Raw genomic sequence first — 1911 nt, forward strand, 5'->3', positions numbered from 1 at the left:
GCCCGGCGGAGCGGGGTCCGGCGGGGACAGGGCCGGTCGCCGAGGGTCCCCGGGCCGAGTCGAACCCGGCTCGGGGGGTCGGTGGACGGCGACCGGATCGTCCGGGCGCGGTCCGGCGGTGGCATCGCGTGCGGGCAGCGGCGACGCACCGGGTGTCGGTGCCGTCGTGCCTGGCACGGAGGGGACGGCTCGGGCCGAGAGCGCGCTGGGCGATGTGGTCGGACTCGGGGGGGCGGCGGTGACCCTCGCACCGAGGACGGGCGTTCGGGTCGTGGGGCCGACGGGCCCTGATGCCATCGCCAGTGCCTGGCCGATCATGTCCTGCGGGAACGCCGCGTCTCGCGGACCGGTCCCGAGGGCGTCATCCTGCTCAGTGCCTGGCGGCGGGCTGGCCGGGTCGGCGGTGCGCGCGGTGATGGCGGCGGGCGGCCCGCTTCCGCGTGGGTAGATCGGAACTCTGGTGGGCCAACCGACGGCGATCAGCAGCGCGATCGCCGGGATGACGAGCCAGAGCGGATCGAAGCGGGGCAGTCTGGGCATGGCGATCCCAACCTCCGGGGTCGAGGGAGGCGCGGCGGCCGGGTGGAGTCCGGGGCGACGTTCCCGACCGCCGCTTTGCCGGTCCGCGAGAGCGGCGGATCGGCTGGTTCCACGGTGCGGTGTTTTGCTCTCGTTGGGTAGTCCGAAGTTCTTGGCTGTGGATAAGTTGCTTTGGTGCGGATCTCGGGTGAGCTGTAGACGCGCAGATCGGCCTGCTGCGCGCTCGCGCCGGCCCGGCTGTCCCCTGCGGCGGAGATCGGCGAAGGACGATCCCGCCGGCGGGCGTCCGGTGGCGTCGCACGATCTTGATGGCCCGGGGCGGGCGGGTTTTCCGCTGGGCCGCAGCGTGGGTCCGGGTATCATCGTCGGCAGGGCCCGCATCGCGGGCTTAGTTCGCACGCCCGCTTCCGAGGGTCTCCACGAGGCCACCGGAAGGGTCTCCTCGGTCCGTCGCATCGCGACGGCCATGACCACTCCGGGCGTCAGGGGCAGCCGCCGTCAGGCGGCGCCGTCACAACCGAGGCGTCCGGCCGCGGCCGGACGGGGAGGAGCGACGCGCCATGGCCGTCGTCACCATGAAGCAACTGCTCGAAAGCGGCGTGCACTTCGGGCACCAGACCAAGCGCTGGAACCCGAAGATGAAGCGCTACATCTTCACTGAGCGTAACGGCATCTACATCATCGACCTGCAGCAGACTCTCTCGTACATCGACCGCGCCTACGACTTCGTCAAGGAGACGGTGGCGCACGGTGGCACGGTGCTGTTCATCGGGACGAAGAAGCAGGCTCAGGAGGCCATCGAGGAGCAGGCCGCCCGGGTGGGCATGCCCTACGTCAAGGAGCGCTGGCTCGGTGGCATGCTGACCAACTTCTCGACCGTTTACAAGCGTCTCCAGCGGCTCAAGGAGCTTGAGGAGATCGAGGTGACCGGCGGCACCGAGGTCCGCACGAAGAAGGAGCAGCTCGTGCTGACCCGGGAGAAGGCGAAGCTGGAGCGCACCCTCGGCGGCATCCGGGACATGAGCCGGGTGCCGAGCGCGGTGTGGGTGGTGGATACGAAGAAGGAGCACATCGCGGTCGGCGAGGCGCGCAAGCTGGGCATCCCGGTCGTGGCGATCCTCGACACGAACTGCGACCCCGACGAGGTCGACTACCCGATTCCCGGTAACGACGACGCGATCCGCAGCGCGGCCCTGCTGACCCGGGTGGTCGCCGACGCCGTCGCGGACGGCCTCATGGCCCGGGCCGGTGCCTCGAAGGCCGCCGACGCCAAGCCCGAGCAGTCCGCCGGCGAGGAGCCGCTGGCCGAGTGGGAGCAGGCGCTGCTGCGCGGCGAGGGCACCGCGCCGGCAGCGAGCGAGGAGCAGCCGC

Annotated in this window: 1 protein-coding gene and 1 pseudogene; one reads left to right on the top strand and one right to left on the bottom strand. The window is 71.4% G+C overall.

From position 1 onward, the window contains the following. Positions 1-540 (bottom strand): annotated as a pseudogene (locus tag ND748_RS30995) (hypothetical protein); the annotation flags it as partial. Positions 541-1100: 560 nt separating this feature from the next. Here ND748_RS30995 and rpsB point away from each other — a divergent pair. Next, positions 1101-1911: 30S ribosomal protein S2 (gene rpsB, locus ND748_RS31000; protein ID WP_251749861.1), on the top strand; the 811-nt coding region annotated here is incomplete at its 3' end.

It is taken from the genome of Frankia sp. AiPs1 (assembly GCF_023716945.1).
Classification (GTDB): Bacteria; Actinomycetota; Actinomycetes; order Frankiales; family Frankiaceae; genus Frankia.